Below are 15865 nucleotides of genomic sequence, written 5' to 3'. Positions count from 1 at the left end.
AATTACCTTTTAAAATTGAAAATTAAATCCTAATGAATATACTCTTGGCATTTGATAATAACCATTATCTATTCCTCCAAATACTTCTGGATCTATACCTGAATAATCAGAAATTACAAATACATTCTGTACCATTCCATATACTTTTAGACTGTTTCCGCTAGAGATAAAATCTTTAAATACATATCCTAGGTTTACATTATCTAATCTAAAGAAAGATGCATCTTCTACAAAAATATCTGAGAATAACTCGTTTCCTTTAAATGCATAAGTTTTAGCAGTAGAATATACGTTTTGTAAATATTCGTTAGTCAATGCAGAGTTAATAGAGCTATTAGAAGCAGCGTTATTATAAACGTAGTTTCCTAAAACTGCTCTTCCACTCATACTGAAATCCCAATTTTTGTGAGTTAATTTAGTAGAGAATCCTAAGATAGCATCTGGTGTTGTAGATTTGTAATAATACTTATCTTGTGCACTGATCATTCCATCTCCGTTTCTATCTACATATACTCCATCTAGTGGTTTTCCATTTACATCATAAACTTGTTGATATACTAAGAATGAACTAGGATTATAACCTACAGCGTGTGCCTGAATAGTGTTACCTACACCACCAGAAATTCCTCCTGTTGCAATGAAATAATCATTAGTAGCATTATTAATTAACTTATTAACAATTGGTTTATAGTGAGTTGCATTAAATCCTAATTCCCAAGTTGTATTTTCATTTTTAACAGGAACTAAATTAATAACTCCTTCTATACCTTCGTTTTTAATAGTACCTACGTTTAACCAGTTGAAGTTACTTAAATCCCCTGCTGGAATAGGGCTAAATACTAATAAATCTTTAGTATCTTTTCTAAATACATCTACCGAACCAGAAATTCTGTTATTAGCAAATCCAAAATCCAAACCTAAGTTTTTAGTAGTAGTAGTTTCCCAAGTTAAATAAGGGTTATATACGTCTGGTCTATACATGGTATAGAAATTACCCCCAAACTGATATTCTGCACCAATCTGGCTCTCACTATATTTAGCAAATGCACCATAAGAAATTGGTAATTCTTGTTGACCTGTTTGACCCCAACCTCCTCTTAATTTTAAGGTATTTACACCTGTACCTTTTAAGAAAGATTCTTGGTCTAATCTCCACGCAACAGAAACTCCTGGGAAGTTACCCCAAACATAATCTTTTGTTTTATTAAAAAATCTAGAAGAACCATCTCTTCTCATTGAAGCATTGATAATATATTTATTAGCTATAGTAAAAATTGCTCTTCCATAGAATGAAAGTAAAGTTGTTTGGTTAGCTTTTGGAGTAGACGGAACTGGGGGAGTATTTTTTCCAGTATAACTAAAGAAACTAGGCTCCTCGTTATAAAAGTCTTGATAAGAGTAACCAGCAGTCAAATCCATATTCACTACAGAAACTTTTTTAGTATAGTTAAGGTAAGTTTCTAATAGTTTATTTTTCTTTTCTTGTGAATATTCATTATATCTACCATTATCTGCATAACCCCCTTTATATTGACCATATGTGGTATTTACACCTTCACCTTTTGCATAATCATAACCCGCGTTCACATTAAAATGTAAATCAGGTAAGAAATGGAATTTATAGTCTAACTGAATATTACCCAAAGCCCTGTATACAGAAGAAAGTTTTCTGTTAGCGTCTAACATTGCCAGTGGGTTAGCATTAGCATTTACGTTTAATCCACCATTCAATAACCATTCATAATAACCTCCATAATTAGAGTTTCCAGAATAAACCGGTTGAGTAGGATCAAAATAAGTTGCACTAGAAATTACTCCATCTGGTAAAAATCTATTGTCTGTATAAGTACCTTTTAAATTAACATTCACTGTTAAGTGATTGTCAAAGAATTTAGGATTTAAATTAAGTCCTAATGAAGTTCTTTTAAATTCATTGGTTTTAACAATACCATTTTGATGGTTGTAACCTAATGATAATCTATAAGGTAAACCTTTAACACCTCCAGAAAAAACTAAGTTATTATCTGTACCCCAAGCTACTTGATAAATTAGATTTTGCCAATTGGTATTCGCAATTCCTAATTTAGATTTGTAGTTATCATTAGCATAAGCGTTTACAAATTCTCTATATTGGTTTGCATCTAAAACATCTACATTACCCATTTTGGTAGAAACAGAAGTCATAGTAGAGAAGTTCACTTTAAATTTACCTGCACTTCCTTTTTTAGTAGTAATTAAAATTACACCATTCGTAGCACGGTTACCATAAATTGCAGTAGACGCAGCATCTTTTAAAATATCAAATGATTCAATATCATTTGGGTTAATTAAAGACAATGGATCTGCAGCACCGCTAATTCCAGAAAAATCTTGAGGCACTCCATCAATTACAATTAAAGGAGCTGGGTTCCCATTTAATGATGCAGTACCACGAACTCTAATTGAAGCTCCTGCTCCTGGAGCACCACTATTAGTAGTTACCTGTACACCTGGAGTTTTACCCTGAATTAATTGAGCTGGCGAGGTCGCACCACCATTAAAGTCTTTGGCTGTAACGGAAGCAATAGAACCTGTTAAGTCTGTTTTCTTTTGTTTACCGTAACCAATAAGCACAACTTGTTCAATGTCTCTTTGTTTAATTGAATCTCTTTGTTGAGCTTCTAGCATAATTGTTCCTGCTAATAAAAAAGCGGGAGCAATTTTTAAAACTTTACTATAGTTTCTCACAAAAATAAAATTTAAGGATTAATATTCATTTTTCACATCACTTAATTGTTATCACAATTAGGCACTGCCAATTTATGAAATTTTTAAATATTTATTAAATTTATGTAAAAATTGTTAATTATTCATGATAAGAATCAGTCACTTTTGTATTAATTAAAAGCTAAAATATTGATTAACAATATTATAATATTTATTATCTCATCGATGAGACAATAAGAGATTTCGCAATATTTCAAACGAATGTTTAGCAATTTCACATGTTAAGCAAATGTTAACAAAGAAAATTTTAACCAAAATCTTAACCTACAAGTCAAAATTTTTCAAAAAGGCAAACAAAACATTATCTTTGCAAAAAAAATTTCCATGCAGAAGAGAAAAATGATTACCGCTGCATTACCATATGCAAACGGTCCTGTTCATATCGGTCATTTAGCTGGAGTATATATTCCTGCTGATGTATATGCACGTTTCCAAAGAAGATTAGGAAGCGATGTAGCTTTTATATGTGGTTCCGATGAACACGGGATCCCCATTACCATCAGAGCAAAAAAAGAAGGCGTAACTCCTCAAGATATTGTAGATAAATACCATGCAATCATAAAAAAATCTTTTGAAGACTTAGGAATTTCATTTGATGAATATTCTAGAACTTCTTCAGAAAATCACAAAAAAACGTCTCAAGATTTCTTCCTAAAAATGTACGAAAACGGAAAATTTACAGAAGAAGTTTCAGAACAATATTATGATGAACAAGCTGGCGAATTTTTGGCAGACAGATACATTGTAGGAACTTGCCCTAAATGTGGAAATGATGGAGCTTATGGAGACCAATGCGAAAAATGCGGTTCTACGCTTTCTCCTTCAGAATTGATTAATCCAAAATCTGCATTGAGTGGAAACGTTCCTGTACTTAAAGAAACTAAAAACTGGTATCTTCCTTTAAATGAATATGAAGATTTCTTAAACGAGTGGATTTTAGAAGGACATAAAGACGACTGGAAACCTAATGTTTACGGACAAGTAAAATCTTGGCTCAATGATGGTTTGAAACCTAGAGCAATGACCAGAGATTTAAACTGGGGCGTACAAGTTCCTCTACCAGATGCAGAAGGAAAAGTATTGTACGTTTGGTTTGATGCACCAATTGGTTATATTTCTTTTACCAAAGAATGGGCTGCTAAAAGCGGAAAAAATTGGGAAGACTATTGGCAATCTGAAGATTCAGACTTAATTCACTTTATCGGGAAAGACAATATTGTATTCCACTGTATTATTTTCCCTGCAATGATGAAGGCTCACGGAAAATATATTATGCCAAGTAATGTTCCTGCTTTTGAATTTTTAAATCTTGAAAACGATAAAATTTCTACTTCTAGAAATTGGGCAGTTTGGGCGCATGAATATGTAGAAGAATTCCCAGGTCAACAAGATGTTTTGCGTTATGCACTCCTTTCTTCGGCTCCTGAAACTAAAGATAATAATTTTACTTGGAAGGATTTCCAAACCAAAAACAATTCTGAACTAGTAGGAATTTTTGGGAATTTCATCAATAGAGTTGCCGTGCTGATTCACAAATATTACAATGGCGTAATTCCTGCAGGAAATGAAAATGCAGAAGAACTTTCTGAAATTTCTAAAGCCGCAAAAGAAATCAATGAATATTTAAGCAAATATGAGTTTAGAAATGCACTCTCTGCATTAATGAATTTAGCACGTTTCGGAAATCAATATTTACAGACAGAAGAACCTTGGAAAACCATCAAAGATAATCCAGAAAAAGCAGCCAATTCTCTTTTTGTAGGAGCACAAATTGCGGTTGGTTTAGCACAATTGTGTGAACCATTTATGCCTTTTTCTTCGGAAAAATTATTAAAAATGTTCAATACCGAGAAAATTTCTTGGCAAGAAGTTGAAAATGCTAAAGTTCTCGTAAAAACAGGACATACAATCAATGAAAGTTCTCTTCTTTTCTCAAAAATTGAAGATGAAACCATTGATTTACAAATTCAAAAATTAGAAAACACAAAAATATCTAACGCCAAAACCAACCCAAAAGCAAATCCTATGAAAGAAGAAATCACTTTTGACGATTTTACCAAAATAGATTTAAGAACTGCTACCATTTTAGAAGCTGAAAAAGTAGAAAAAGCAGATAAATTATTAAAACTAAAAGTAGATACTGGAGTGGATGTAAGAACCGTAGTTTCTGGGATTGCAGAGAGTTTTACTCCAGAAGAAGTGGTAGGAAAACAAGTGATGATTTTATTAAATCTAGCGCCTAGAAAAATCCGTGGAATAGAATCTCAAGGAATGTTGCTTTTAACAACCAAACCTGATGGAAAATTGAGTTTCGTAACTCCTGATGAAACAGTAGAAAACGGAATTGAAATAGGTTAAAATCTTACTATAAATAAAAAATAGCTTGTTTTTCAACAAGCTATTTTTTTTATGAATAATGATGAATAACTTCTTTAAGAACATTTTTTTCATCCATTTTTTGAGAAACACCCAACTCTATTTTTAAATTTTTAAATTGTGGTGTCTCTAATAAATAATTTCTGAGTTCTTCCTGTGAAATACCTGGTCCAGTAATAAATAACTCTTCGCTATTGGTAATTAACTGACCTACTTCTTTAAAAAATTGTACTCTAAGCTTATTCTCTGCACTATGTGCCGCCTGTTCGTAAAATTTAGGATCTTTAACTTCTGTTTCAACAGTTCCTGCGATTTTAAACTCTGAAACATCTTGGCTATCATGATTGGTCACCACAATCGCTTTTTGGCGGTCAATCCATAAGCCTGCTAATTTTTTTTCAGACATGGATTTAAATTTCTTATAAAGTTAAAAATAAAATATTTAAATTCTAGGTTAATAAAAGTTAAATTTCCAAAATCTTTATTACTTTTAATAAAACTATTTTTATGAAAATTCTAAAACCGCTTCTGCTATTATTTTTATTTTTTGGATTGGGAAATTTTAAAGCTCAATCATTAAATTTTAACGATTCTTTAAAAATTATGTTTTTAAAAAAATTTGATAAAAATCTAAAGAAAAAATTTTCTAATAAAAGAGTAATCATTCAATCAAGCAAATTTTTAGAATTAGAACAATTATACTCTGAAAGATTAAATATTATTGAAGAAGCAAATACTCAACCTTTTTTTGAAAAAAGTGACTCACAAAACTTCTTTAAAATACTATATAGTAATTTCCTATCACAATCTTACCCAGACATCAACGCAGTTTTCTTTAACAGAGGAAATCTTTTATCGGATGAAAAATTATCAGACGAAGAAAAACAAAAATATAATGCTATTTTCCTAGAAATTTCTAAACAAATCCCTAATGAAATCTATATAGAACTTTCTAAAATCACAGATGAAATCAATCGTGATAAGTTTGCATTGACGGTTCCTTATCGTTTTGAAATTTTTCAAGATTTATTTGATGAAAACCAAAGAAAAAGAATTGACATTATCAATTTTCTACTTTGGAATGTAGAATAAACCTTACTTTAACGTAAGTTTAGCCAAATAAGAATCTTCTAGTTGTTTAATTTTTTGAATTTTAAAACCATTGGCAATCGCTGCATTTTCTAAGGTGTTAAAATCTAAATAAAGCCATTTCATTGGCAGTTCAGAATCTCCTTTGTAATGTAAATAATAATCTAATTCTCCGTAATAACCAGTAGCAGGAACCAGCACTCCACCATCTTCATCTTGATCATACATATACAGAATATCTGTACTGTCTATTAGAATTTGTCCGTTTTCAGCTACTAGACTTTTCAGTTTTTGCAAGTATTGGTCAATGTGTTCCAGACTTTGAAAAATCCCAGTACCATTCATGAGAAGCAGAACAGTATCAAAATTCTTTTCAGAAAACTGAAGTAAATCTTCACAGATGGCATTTTTTACACCTCTTGCTTTACAAATTTCAATAGATTTAGGAGAAATATCTAGCGCTGTTACCTCTAATTTTATTTCATTTTGCAGATAAAGGCTATGTGAGCCCGCTCCAGAGCCTACATCTAAAACTTTTCCAAAAGACAAATCCAATGCTTTTTTTTCTAAAGCATTCATTTCTTGATAATCTCTGAAAAGATAAGAAACTGGTAAATCATCCAACTCAGAAATAGAAGTTTCGGTTTGTAAATCTTCAGGATTTTCTTGGTAATAATAATCCCAAATCGCGCGTCCCATTAAGTCTTTCATTTTGCAAAAATATTAATTAGGAATCACATAATTTAAAATTTCAAAAAATATTCTGACTTTAGAAAGGATTTATTACTTTTAATAAAATTTAAAAAATATGAGAAAAATAGACCAACTATTCGCAGAATACGCAGAAAGTCACCAAAACCAAACCAATAAATTCATTCACTGGATTTGCGTTCCTTTAATTTTCTTTACCATAATAGGATTTATCAGCCTTATTCCTGCGCCTCATTTTTGCGCTCCTTACTTTGGTTGCATAAGCGTTGCAAGCATTGTTGCGCTTGTTTTGGTAAGTATTTTTTACTTTAATCTTTCATGGAGAATTTCCATCATCATGTTATTGATGATGCTTTTAATGGAACATTTTGCATATGCTATCAATGTACACTTCAAAGAAAATTCTTGGATTATTTATCTCTCCATTTTTATCATCACATGGATTTTTCAGTTCATCGGTCATAAAATCGAAGGTAAAAAACCGAGCTTTTTAAAGGATTTACAGTTTTTACTAGTTGGACCAATTTGGCTTTTACATTTTATTTTAAAAAAAATCAGAATCCCATATTAAATGAAATAAATAAAAACTAAGAACTATAAATTCACATGATTTTATTCAATAAAATGAATAGAAAATTATGACTAAATTTGTATAAAATAAAAAAGTATGAAAAATTTAATCCTTGCAATATTCGCATTTTTGACTATTTTTTCTTGTAGAAGTGAAGACGATACAGATGTAAGTCCAGTAGTTGGAGAATGGGAATGGGTTTCTTCTACAGGTGGAGTTGGAAACACTACAGAAACGCCAGCTTCAAGCGGAAAAACCATTATTATGAAATTAGATTCTGATAAAAAATACACCATTACTACTAATGGTACAGTAACCAATGAAGGTACCTTTTCTCTTTATAAAAATGTCTCTAACTTAGAACATTACGAAAGAGTTTATATCGATTTTTCTAATGCTCCAGACAAAATGATTGTAAACAATGAAGAAAAAACATTGATTCTAAGTGATGACGTAAATGACGGATATACTTATACTTACAAGAAAAAATAAGTTTATTTCCCCAAAACAAATACCGCCGGAATTTTATGAAGTTCCGGTTTTTTATTTTTCCAATCAGAGATTTTTAAGGTTTTGATAAATTCTTCAGTTGGATGATTAATATTTGCTGCGATACAAAGTTTGGTATTTGGATTAAGAAATTTAATTAAATCTTCCAACAATTGATTATTTCTGTACGGTGTTTCCATAAAAATCTGAGAATATCCCGACTTTTGAACTTGATTTTCTAGAAAGAGAATCTGTTTTTTCTTTTGCTCCTTATCAATTGGCAAATATCCGTGAAAGGTAAATTCTTGACCATTAAAACCACTCGAAATTAGGGCTAAAATGATAGAACTTGGCCCATTAATTGGGATGACTTTTATATTGTTCTCATGACACCATTTTACCATAAGATTTCCAGGATCTGCAATACAAAGCAATCCAGCTTCGGAAAGCAAACCGAAATCCTGACCAGACTTCATGAGTTTCTGCGCCTCCTTCAAATCTGCATTCTCTGAATATTTATCCAAAAGAAAAAGCTTTAAATCACTTTGTTTTTTCTCTGGTGCAAAAAATTTGATGACTTTTCTGGCTGTTTTTTCGTTTTCCACGAAAAAATAATCGGTTTTTAGAATGTATTCTTTAATTGATGGTGCAAAATAGTCTATCGGAGAATCTTCGGATAAATAAGCTGGAATTAGAAACAACATGTTTTAAAAAAATTTAATTATAAATAAAAGTAATCAATTTTTAGAACAATTTACTTCAAGTTATACTTCTCTGCAATTGCCTCACAAGCTTGATCTAACATTTGGTACACATTTTCGAAATCACTCATATCACCGTAATACGGATCTGGAACTTCTATTTTCTCATCAGATAAAACGCCAGCTTCCTCCATAATCAGAGCAACTTTATTTCTTTGTTCCTCAAAACTGGCTTTAGAAAGTACATCTTCTAAGTTTTTAAAATCCATACAGAAAATTTTATCAAACTCTTCCAAATGACTCTCAGTAAAGTGATTGGCTCTTTGGTAAGAAATATCTACGTCATATTCTTTGGCAATTTTGGTAGAACGATCATCTGGTGGCGATCCTTTGTGAAAAGAAATCGTTCCTGCACTTGCTACGATATGTTTTTCTGAAATTTTAGAACGTAAAATTCCTTCTGCTAATGGACTTCTGCATATATTCCCGAGACAAACCATTAAAATTTTCATAAGTAAATAGTTATTTAATTAAAAAAGGAACTTTTCAAATATAATATTTAAAAAATTCCTCAATATATTTTTCATGAATAGGTCATAGACCTAAATTCTATTCAAAAATTTTATCTTTAATTTCTTTTAGATATTTCTTAAGTTCTTTGTCAATTTTAGAAACATCTCTGATGGTTTCGCAAGCATACATTACCGTAGAATGGTCTTTTCCGCCCATTTCTTCACCAATTTTGGTAAAAGTAGCATTGGTATATTCTTTTGCGAAATACATGGCTAATTGTCTAGGCAATGCAATTTCTCTTTTTCTGGTTTTAGACAGCAATTGCTCTCTCTGAATACCGAAATATTCGCAAACCACTTCTTGAATGTATGGAATATTGATTGTTTTCTTTTGATTTGCTGCAATCTTATTAATGGTTTCTTTTAATAAATCTAGACTTAAATCTGATTTAGAAATCATAGAATGCGCAATCACAGAATTAATCACACCAATGAGTTCTCTAACGTTAGATTTTACTTCTCCCGCCAAGAAATCTACCATATCATCCTTTAAAACGATACCATCTCTGTGAAGTTTATCTACGATAATTTTCTTTCTCGTATCAAAATCTGGAGATTTTACTTCTGCACTCAATCCCCATTTAAAACGAGAAACAATTCTTTCTTGAATATCCTGAATATCTGCAGGAGCTTTATCCGAAGTTAGGATAATTTGTTTTCCGTTTTGATGCAAATGATCAAAAATATGGAAGAACATATCCTGAGTGGCAGCTTTCCCAGAAAGGAACTGAATATCATCTATAATCAACACATCTACCATTTGGTAAAAATTACCAAAATCTGTTTTATTCTGAGCTTTCGCAGCAGAAACAAATTGTTGGATAAATTTTTCTGATGATAAATATAGTACAACCTTATCTGGAATATTCTGTTTAATATCTAAACCAATTGCATGAGCTAAATGCGTTTTTCCTACACCTACTCCACCATGAATAAATAATGGGTTAAAAGAAGTAGCACCAGGTCTTTTGGCAATGGTTTTAGCAACTGTACAGGCAAATTTATTGCTCTCGCCTTCTACAAAATTATCAAATGATAAATTGGGATTAAGGTTAGCATCTATGTTTACCTTCTTGATTCCCGGAACTACAAAAGGATTTACTAAACTTTTAGAAACAGTGGTAGGAAGCACCTCTTGAACTTTTGGAGCTTGTACAGAAATTCCTTTGTAATTTTGAGTAGTGGGTTTTTCTAATCCTTGTGGTTTATTTTCCATTACAGAATACCACAATTTAACACCTTTTCCGATATTTTTTTTAAGGGCAGCAGATAATAATGAAAGATAATTTTCTTCTATATATTCTTTATAAAAATCTGATGGAACCAACAGAGTAAGATTGTGGTTAATAAGCGACATAGGTTGCACTCTGTCAAATAATAAATCGAACGAATGTTCTAATTTTTTAACGTCTTCATGTTCGGAGGCACTCAAATTGTCTCGCATAAATTTGAGACAGCGTTCCCATATCAAGCCTAAGTTTTGATCCATCATTTTGTCTGCTAAATAGTTTTCTCTGATTAATTTTTATCGGAAAGACAAATATGAAAAATATTTTTTTCTTAAAAAAATTTTTGGGGTATTGCTTTTTTAAAAATATATTTGTATGTATTAAAGAAAAGTTAAAATGATATACACAACTCACACATTACGAGTACGTTACGGAGAAACAGACCCTATGAAATACGTCTATTATGGCAACTATGCAGAATACCTAGAAGTTGCTCGAGTTGAGCTATTCAGAACGCTAGGAATTTCGTATGATGAAATCGAAAAACGTGGGATTTGGCTGCCTGTTTCTGAGTACAAAATCAAGTATTTAAAACCTGCTTTTTATGACGAAGTTTTAGAAATTCATACTTATGTAAAAAAAATTCCTGGAGTAAAAATAGAATTCGAGTATGAAATTTATAATGATTCTAAACAAAAAATTACGGAAGCTTCTACTACTCTATTTTTCTTAGACGCTACAACCAACAAAGTGTCTAGATGCCCAGATTTCTTAATGGAACTCATTCAAAAAAAATGGAAAGAATAGATTAAAAAAATAAAAATAAAAAAGTGAGATGACAAAAATCATTTCACTTTTTATTTTCCCAAATTCTTTATCAAGATTTTACAGCAAATTGCCCGATTCTATTTCATAAGGTTCTTTTCCTTTCTCGAAAACTCTAGACAATTGTGTTCCTTCTGTTGTAATTCTGTTGCCATGAACTCTAATCCAGTTTCCTTCTCTTAGACCGATAACCTTCACATCATTTTGAGTAAGGAATTCTTTAATTCTGGTTTCTCTGGTTTCCCCATTATGCTTCAATTCTGGTTTAGGGTCTAGATAATGCGGATTAATATTAAACGGAACCAAACCCATGCAATCAAAGCTTGGCGGATACACAATCGGCATATCGTTCGTAGTTTTCATATTCATTCCTGCGATATTACTTCCTGCAGAAGTCCCTAAATATGGTTTACCAGATTTTACATTTTCTGATAAAACGGTCATTAAATTTTCTTCGTGCAAAGTTTTCACGAGGAGAAAAGTATTTCCGCCACCTGTAAAAAAGCCTTTTGCATCGTTTACCGCTGTAATTTTATCTTGGAATTCATGTAATCCTTTTACTTTAATATTAATCTGTTCAAAAAAATCACTCGCAATTTGCGTGTATTCTTCATGTGAAATTCCGCTTGGTCTTGCAAAAGGAATAAAGATGATTTCGTCTATTCCACTGAATAATTCAGCAATTTCTTCTTTGATATATTCTAAATATTTCCCACCAAAAAGTGATGATGTGGAAGCTAATAAAACGTTCATTGTGTTATGAATTATAAGTTATGAGTTTTCAAATTTATGGAAAAATGCGAAATTTAAACCAAAATTGCGCCCCAGATTGAGCGGCATGTTTGAGCTCTCCCAAAAAAAGCAAAGGTTTTGGTTTGGATTTTTTTTAGGAAGCGAGTAGCGAAAGCTGGAAATGTGCGCTAAAAAAAACTAAAAACTAATCCCTGAAAACTAATCCCTAATTCTTATCTTTGCAAAAAAATAAATTTAATATGAAGTTTTTCATTGACACGGCTAACCTAGACCAAATTAGAGAGGCACAAGATTTAGGAATTCTAGATGGTGTTACCACCAACCCAAGTTTAATGGCGAAAGAAGGTATTTCTGGAGCTGAAGCAATTAAAAATCATTACAAAACGATTTGCGAAATTGTAGACGGTGATATTTCGGCGGAAGTTCTAAGTACTACTTACGAAGAAATGATTAAAGAAGGAGAAGAATTGGCAGCAATTCACCCAAATATCGTGGTGAAAATTCCTATGATTAAAGACGGAATTAAAGCTTTAAAATATTTTACAGATAAAGGAATTAAAACCAATTGTACTTTAATTTTCTCTGCTGGACAAGCACTTCTTGCTGCAAAAGCTGGCGCTACTTACGTTTCGCCTTTCTTAGGAAGATTAGATGATGTTTCTACAGACGGATTAGCATTAATTGAAGAAATTAGAATTATTTTTGATAACTACGATTACAAAACTGAAATTCTAGCAGCTTCTATTCGTCATTCTATGCACATTATCAACTGTGCAAAAATTGGTGCAGATGTAGTTACTACGCCTCTTGCTCCGATTTTATCTTTACTAAAACACCCTTTAACTGATAACGGTTTAGCTCAATTTATTGCAGATTCTAAAAAGATGATGTAATTTTTGCTGAAAATTAAACATAAAAAAATCCTGAAAATTTAGATTTTCAGGATTTTTATTTGTTATTGAAGTAAGTCTAACTCTAAAATATTATTGTCTCGCTTATTATTTTCTTTGACTTGTTGTTCTCTTCTTTTAATCATTTCAGATGCAGAAATTTCGTTTCCGCTTTGATCTCTGAACTGAAGACCTGCTCCATTTGCCATCGCCATTTTCATCGATTTTGCTGGATCATTTCGGTCTTCTAAAAATATCTTTTTGTATTGTTCTTGATTTACTTCTATGTATTTATCATTGCCTACAAATTCAGAAACTTTTTGAATTTCTTCCTTATATTTACCTACTGCTTTTAGTTCAAAAATGTGAGACTGAGTAGCATCTTCTAATTTCACAATCAGTCCTGGTAATCCTCTGAATTTATAAGGACCATCTTGAAAAGGTAATTCCTCGGTAAACCAAGCCGTCCATTTTCTTCCTGCAAATTCTGTAACCGCTTTTTGTGCCTCGAACTCTCCTATTTTTTGTTTTTCTGGAAGAATTTTCCATTGAATTTTTCTTTTGTCCCAAACTTTATAAGCATCCATTCCGCTTCTGGTTAATGAATAGGTATCGAAAGAAGGATAATTTTTATGAATTTTATAGCGTACACTGCCTTTTCTCATAGACATGGCTTTCATATCTACATTCATGCTTCCCGTCGCTTTTATTTGCTTCTCAAAAGCAGCAGTCATAATAGAATCTGAAACGTAAACTTCTCTGCTGTAAAACTTAGAACCCTTATCAGAAATATCCAAATACATGAGTTCTGATTTCACTTCTGATTTATTGGTAGAATCCGTAACAAATTTATAATCATAGATAAATCTATTCTGCGCCGAAAAGAATGCTGAAATCAATAAAAAAGTAAAAAGTAATTTTTTCATAGTGTATTAATTTAAAAAATCCTTCAAGGATTTAGAATCCTTGAAGGATTTTAAGTTTTTATTTGGTTTGAATTCTTATTTCACCTTCTTCTTTGCCATTATTCACGTTTTTATTTACGTTTACAGTAGCAATATCAATAGGGTTTAATTTATCCATTTCTTCTTTGGTAGAAAGCTTACCATTGATGTAGATTTTAGTTTTTGGAGATGGCATTAAATCCATTTCTTTAATTCCAGAAATTTCAGCATTTCCATTTTTATCAACATACATAACATCTGCTTTTAAACGTGGATATTTTCTAACATCAGTTTTAGGTTCAACAGCATCAATAGCGATAACCCAAGGATTATTTTGAACATATTTTCTAGAAATTTCTGCTTGTTGTTTGGCAATTTCTGCTTGTTTTCTAGCAAGTTCTGCTTGTTTTTTTGAAAGTTCTGCTCTTTCTTTTGAAAGTTTATCTAATTTTTTAATTTCTTCTTTCGTAAGATTAGAATTTGGGCTGTTTTTTAACTTTTCTATACTTATAGGTGGAGTTATCGGAGCTGGAACTTCTACATCCATCATTTGAGGAATTCTCATTTTCTGAACTCTAATCATTTTATCTTTAAATTCTTTAGAATTAAATTTCTTTTCGAGCTCCTTCATTTTTTCCTCATTCATTTTGAACTGATTTTTAAATTCATCTGAATTAAAAACTTTATCCATTTCAGTAAAATTTAACTCAAATTCTTTCCAATTATTCTGATACGCTTCAGAATTAGCAATTCTATCAATCTCGTTTCCAATATTTTCTAATTCTTTGGCTTTCAATTCATAATCATAACTATCTGCACCTTTTTCTTTAGCAATTTTCTGTAACTCTTCAGATTTTTTACGGGTTTGTTCGCTAAGTGTAGTTATTTTTTCGTTCTCTTTTTTAATTTTTTCAGAAGCTTTATTAATTTTCGCTTGTTGAGCTTCTAACAATTTTTGCACATCTTTTTCTTTAACGGTATCTTTTTTAAGTTCCTGAACTGCAATTTCTATGGCTTTATTTTGCTTTTTAATTTCAATATTTTTAGCATTTACCAATAGCGCAAAGGAAACCCCGAAAAGAATTGGCAAAGCCAAAATTCTACGCGCATAACTGTATTTTGTATTTTTCTGTGTAAGCATTTTTAGTCGTTTTTTAAGGTTTGATGATAAAAACGGACTGGTTGCAGGCAATACATTTCCAGAGAAATTACTCGCCAAAAGCATCTGCGCAAATGCTCTAGTGTCCGCGTTTTTCACAGCTTTTTTGTCTGCCAGATATTCATGAATAAGGGTGATTTCTTTTTTGATGAAGTAAAAAATTGGATTAAACCAAAACAGCGATTGAATCATTTGGACAAACAGTTTATCAAAACTGTGTTTTTGTTCTATGTGTACCATTTCGTGTTTCAGGATTTGTTTTCCTAAATCTGAGTTGATCAGAATCGATTTTTTCCAAAACAAATTTCTAAAAAACGAAAACGGAGCATCATGCAAGTTGGTGTTATAAAAGGTAATTCCTTCTATGCTTTCCTTTGGAAATTCTTTTTTGAGCTGATGAATTTTCACCAATCCTAAAGTTAATTTAGCCAAAAGAAAAAAGGAAATTATTCCCAAAATCAAAGCTCCAAAATTCCAAACATTGAAAGTGTTTTCAACTTCTTGAGAAGAATTTTGATTAAATTGATTCAGCAATAATAAAATTCTACTATCGGTTTCTATAGTGAAATATTCTACTTTTAAAAGCGGTAACAAAAGGCTTAAAACCATCGTTCCCAGAAGGTAAAATCTGTTATAATGGTGAAAAGTTTTGTCACGAAGAAACAAAAGATAATACGCCGACATCACTGCCGAAACTAAAATCATCTTTCCGAAATACAGGAATATTGTTTCCATAGTTTTTGTTTTAAGTGTTGATTAATAAGTAATTGTAAATGATGAAGCTGTTACA

The 15865-nt window shown here is 31.3% G+C and carries 15 protein-coding genes; 6 read left to right on the top strand and 9 right to left on the bottom strand.

The features are described from left to right. Window positions 1-9: 9 nt before the first annotated feature. Window positions 10-2727 carry a SusC/RagA family TonB-linked outer membrane protein gene (locus N7277_RS08230; protein WP_274779086.1) on the bottom strand — a complete coding sequence of 906 codons (2718 nt, stop codon included), beginning with the start codon at window positions 2725-2727 and terminating at the stop codon, window positions 10-12. A 363-nt stretch (window positions 2728-3090) separates the two neighbouring features. Here N7277_RS08230 and metG point away from each other — a divergent pair, with 363 nt between their 5' ends. Next, window positions 3091-5124, top strand: a complete 2034-nt coding sequence (metG, locus tag N7277_RS08225) for a methionine--tRNA ligase (protein ID WP_446715104.1) — start codon at window positions 3091-3093, stop codon at window positions 5122-5124. A gap of 49 nt (window positions 5125-5173) precedes the next feature. Here metG and N7277_RS08220 read toward each other — a convergent pair whose 3' ends face one another. Further along, window positions 5174-5548, bottom strand: a complete 375-nt coding sequence (locus N7277_RS08220) for a hypothetical protein (protein ID WP_274779085.1) — start codon at window positions 5546-5548, stop codon at window positions 5174-5176. 197 nt (window positions 5549-5745) lie between these two features. On the opposite strand from N7277_RS08220, the gene N7277_RS08215 reads away from it, so the two are divergent. Then, window positions 5746-6234, top strand: coding sequence for a hypothetical protein (locus tag N7277_RS08215; RefSeq protein ID WP_274779084.1), 489 nt, complete (start codon window positions 5746-5748; stop codon window positions 6232-6234). A gap of 3 nt (window positions 6235-6237) precedes the next feature. Here N7277_RS08215 and N7277_RS08210 read toward each other — a convergent pair whose 3' ends face one another. After that, window positions 6238-6942: a class I SAM-dependent methyltransferase gene (locus N7277_RS08210; RefSeq protein ID WP_274779083.1), complete on the bottom strand. Its 705-nt coding sequence runs from the start codon at window positions 6940-6942 to the stop codon at window positions 6238-6240. 97 nt (window positions 6943-7039) lie between these two features. On the opposite strand from N7277_RS08210, the gene N7277_RS08205 reads away from it, so the two are divergent. Both N7277_RS08205 and N7277_RS08200 read left to right on the top strand, forming a co-directional pair. Continuing rightward, window positions 7040-7513 carry an Mpo1 family 2-hydroxy fatty acid dioxygenase gene (locus tag N7277_RS08205; RefSeq protein ID WP_274779082.1) on the top strand — a complete coding sequence of 158 codons (474 nt, stop codon included), beginning with the start codon at window positions 7040-7042 and terminating at the stop codon, window positions 7511-7513. A 96-nt stretch (window positions 7514-7609) separates the two neighbouring features. Beyond that, window positions 7610-8005 carry a hypothetical protein gene (locus tag N7277_RS08200; protein ID WP_274779081.1) on the top strand — a complete coding sequence of 132 codons (396 nt, stop codon included), beginning with the start codon at window positions 7610-7612 and terminating at the stop codon, window positions 8003-8005. 2 nt (window positions 8006-8007) lie between these two features. Here the strand turns inward: N7277_RS08200 and N7277_RS08195 are convergent, their stop codons facing one another. The 3 genes from N7277_RS08195 to dnaA all read right to left on the bottom strand — a co-directional run bounded on the left by N7277_RS08195 (window position 8008) and on the right by dnaA (window position 10764). Further along, entirely contained in the window at window positions 8008-8706 is a 699-nt protein-coding gene (locus tag N7277_RS08195; RefSeq protein WP_274779080.1) for an SAM-dependent methyltransferase, read from the bottom strand. Window positions 8707-8756: 50 nt separating this feature from the next. After that, a complete protein-coding gene (locus N7277_RS08190) occupies window positions 8757-9215 on the bottom strand; it encodes a low molecular weight protein-tyrosine-phosphatase (RefSeq protein WP_274779079.1) in 459 nt (152 codons plus the stop codon). A gap of 97 nt (window positions 9216-9312) precedes the next feature. Then, window positions 9313-10764 carry a chromosomal replication initiator protein DnaA gene (gene dnaA, locus N7277_RS08185; protein WP_274780818.1) on the bottom strand — a complete coding sequence of 484 codons (1452 nt, stop codon included), beginning with the start codon at window positions 10762-10764 and terminating at the stop codon, window positions 9313-9315. Between the two features lie 136 nt (window positions 10765-10900). On the opposite strand from dnaA, the gene N7277_RS08180 reads away from it, so the two are divergent. After that, complete coding sequence (locus N7277_RS08180) at window positions 10901-11311, top strand: acyl-CoA thioesterase (protein WP_274779078.1); 411 nt, start codon at window positions 10901-10903, stop codon at window positions 11309-11311. A gap of 78 nt (window positions 11312-11389) precedes the next feature. Here the strand turns inward: N7277_RS08180 and pepE are convergent, their stop codons facing one another. Next, window positions 11390-12082: a dipeptidase PepE gene (pepE, locus tag N7277_RS08175; protein ID WP_274779077.1), complete on the bottom strand. Its 693-nt coding sequence runs from the start codon at window positions 12080-12082 to the stop codon at window positions 11390-11392. A 239-nt stretch (window positions 12083-12321) separates the two neighbouring features. Between pepE and fsa the strand changes: the two genes are divergently transcribed. Continuing rightward, window positions 12322-12975, top strand: a complete 654-nt coding sequence (gene fsa, locus N7277_RS08170; protein ID WP_069798232.1) for a fructose-6-phosphate aldolase — start codon at window positions 12322-12324, stop codon at window positions 12973-12975. 62 nt (window positions 12976-13037) lie between these two features. On the opposite strand, the gene N7277_RS08165 is transcribed toward fsa, so the two are convergent. Then, a complete protein-coding gene (locus N7277_RS08165) occupies window positions 13038-13898 on the bottom strand; it encodes a GLPGLI family protein (protein WP_274779076.1) in 861 nt (286 codons plus the stop codon). Window positions 13899-13956: 58 nt separating this feature from the next. Continuing rightward, window positions 13957-15810 (bottom strand): M56 family metallopeptidase, encoded by a 1854-nt coding sequence (locus N7277_RS08160; RefSeq protein WP_274779075.1) that lies wholly within the window; start codon window positions 15808-15810, stop codon window positions 13957-13959. Window positions 15811-15865: the final 55 nt, after the last annotated feature.

The organism is Cloacibacterium sp. TD35 (assembly GCF_028864635.1).
Lineage (GTDB): Bacteria > Bacteroidota > Bacteroidia > Flavobacteriales > Weeksellaceae > Cloacibacterium.
The sequence above is the reverse complement of the archived record's forward strand: the minus strand, read 5'-3'. Positions and strand labels throughout refer to the sequence as shown.